We start from the raw sequence: 2,324 nt of genomic DNA, 5'->3' as shown, positions 1-2,324 counted from the left end.
GGCAAGCAAAACCAGCCCTTGGGAGCCCGCGCATGGCCGTTGCATTCACCTTTCCTGGACAAGGCAGCCAGGCAGTCGGCATGGGCAAGGATCTCGCCGACGCCTTTCCCGAGGCGCGCAGAATTTTCCAGGAAGTCGACGACGCGCTCGGCGAAAACCTGTCGAAGCTGATCTGGGAAGGGCCGGAAGAGACGTTGATGCTGACCGCCAACGCGCAGCCGGCGCTGATGGCGGTGTCGCTGGCCGCGATCCGGGCGCTGGAATCGCGCGGCTTCTCGCTGAAAGGCAAGGTCGCCTATGTCGCCGGTCATTCGCTGGGCGAATATTCGGCGCTCGCGGCCGCTGGCTTCGTTTCGGTTGCCGATGCCGCCAGGCTGCTGCGCATCCGCGGCAATGCCATGCAGGCGGCGGTGCCGGCCGGCGAGGGCGCCATGGCGGCGATCATCGGATTGGAACAGGCCGATGTCGAAGCCGCCTGCGCGGAAGCCGCCAAAGGCTCCGTCTGCCAGATCGCCAACGACAATGGCGGCGGCCAACTGGTCATTTCCGGCGCCAGGGCCGCGGTCGAACTGGCGGCGAAACTGTGCACTGAGAAAGGCGCCAAGCGCGCACTGATGCTGCAGGTGTCCGCGCCCTTCCATTCGGCGCTGATGGCGCCGGCCGCGAACGTCATGCGCGACGCACTCGCCGGTGTGACAAAGAATGCGCCGGTCGTTCCCGTCCTCTCCAATGTCACGGTCAGCCCGACCAGCGATCCGGACGAGATCGCCCGCCGCCTGGTCGAGCAGATAACCGGCCGCGTACGCTGGCGCGAGACCGTGGAGTGGTTCGGCGCAAATGGCGTCACCACGCTTTACGAGATTGGCGCCGGCAAGGTGCTTTCGGGATTGGCGCGGCGCATCAACCGCGACATCGCCACTGCGTCGGTCGGCTCAGCGGCTGAGGTCGAGGCGACGCTAGCAGCGCTTGCATAAAGCCCCATTTGATCCCATTCCCTGCAAAGGGGTGTTCTCTTCTCAATCAGGAGACAAAAATGTTCGAATTGACTGGCCGCAAGGCGCTCGTCACCGGCGCATCGGGAGGCATCGGCGAGGCGATCGCCCGGATGCTGCATGCGCAAGGCGCGATCGTCGGCCTGCATGGCACCCGCATCGAGAAACTGGAGGCGCTGGCTAGCGAGCTTGGCGACCGGGTCAAGCTGTTCCCGGCCAATTTGTCCAACCGTGACGAGGTCAAGGCGCTCGGCCAGAAAGCCGAGGCCGATCTCGAAGGCGTCGACATCCTGGTCAACAACGCCGGCATCACCAAGGACGGGCTGTTCGTGCGCATGTCGGATGCCGATTGGGACAGCGTGATCGAGGTCAATCTGACCGCCGTTTTCCGGCTCACCCGCGAACTCACCCATCCGATGATGCGCCGCCGCCATGGCCGCATCATCAACATCACCTCGGTGGTCGGCGTGACCGGCAACCCCGGCCAGACCAATTACTGCGCCTCCAAGGCCGGCATGATCGGCTTCTCCAAGTCGCTGGCGCAGGAGATCGCCACCCGCAACATCACCGTTAACTGCGTTGCACCAGGCTTCATCGAATCGGCAATGACCGACAAGCTCAACGACAAGCAGAAAGAGGCGATCATGGCGGCGATCCCGACGCGGCGCATGGGCACCAGCGTCGAAGTCGCGTCCGCCGTCGCTTATCTCGCCTCCAACGAAGCCGCCTACGTCACCGGCCAGACCATCCACGTAAATGGCGGCATGGCTATGATTTGAACGAGGTTCTGCAGCAACGCCGGCGGGTTGTGTAAAGAGACCATTTCGGCTTGGACCTCAGCTATTTTTCGTGTAATGCGGCCCGCAACCCGGCGGTTCGGGCAAAAATCGGTCCGTAGTCGTTGCGTTTCCGGCAGGACCATCTTTCAGCTTGATTAGCGGCATTCTGCCCGCTAACGAAGACAGACAAACAAAAGACGAGGATGCCCAAATGAGTGACACCGCAGAGCGCGTCAAGAAGATCGTCATCGAGCACCTTGGCGTCGATGCCGACAAAGTGACGGAGCAGGCGAGCTTCATCGATGATCTGGGCGCCGACAGCCTCGACACGGTCGAACTCGTCATGGCGTTCGAAGAAGAATTCGGCGTCGAGATCCCCGACGACGCGGCCGAGACCATCCTGACCGTCGGCGATGCCGTGAAGTACATCGACAAGGCTTCGGCCTGACGCTTTCTGCAGTCATCACCGGGGAGGACCTGCGATGAGGCGTGTCGTCGTCACGGGCCTTGGCTTGCTGTCGCCGTTCGGCATGGGCTTCGAGCACAGCTGGAA

3 protein-coding genes are annotated in these 2,324 nt (G+C 63.0%); all 3 read left to right on the top strand.

What is annotated here, in order from left to right:
- The first annotated feature begins 32 nt into the window (after positions 1–32).
- The 3 genes from fabD to EN914_RS32450 all read left to right on the top strand — a co-directional run bounded on the left by fabD (position 33) and on the right by EN914_RS32450 (position 2,219).
- Positions 33–974, top strand: coding sequence for an ACP S-malonyltransferase (gene fabD / locus EN914_RS32460; RefSeq protein ID WP_024504318.1), 942 nt, complete (start codon positions 33–35; stop codon positions 972–974).
- A 59-nt stretch (positions 975–1,033) separates the two neighbouring features.
- Positions 1,034–1,771: a 3-oxoacyl-[acyl-carrier-protein] reductase gene (fabG, locus tag EN914_RS32455; RefSeq protein WP_024504317.1), complete on the top strand. Its 738-nt coding sequence runs from the start codon at positions 1,034–1,036 to the stop codon at positions 1,769–1,771.
- Positions 1,772–1,982: 211 nt separating this feature from the next.
- Positions 1,983–2,219, top strand: a complete 237-nt coding sequence (locus EN914_RS32450) for an acyl carrier protein (protein ID WP_006203723.1) — start codon at positions 1,983–1,985, stop codon at positions 2,217–2,219.
- The last annotated feature ends 105 nt before the right edge of the window (positions 2,220–2,324 follow it).

Source organism: Mesorhizobium sp. M7A.F.Ca.CA.001.08.2.1 (assembly GCF_003998455.1).
GTDB lineage: Bacteria > Pseudomonadota > Alphaproteobacteria > Rhizobiales > Rhizobiaceae > Mesorhizobium > Mesorhizobium ciceri.
This window is presented reverse-complemented; position numbering and strand designations above follow the sequence as displayed.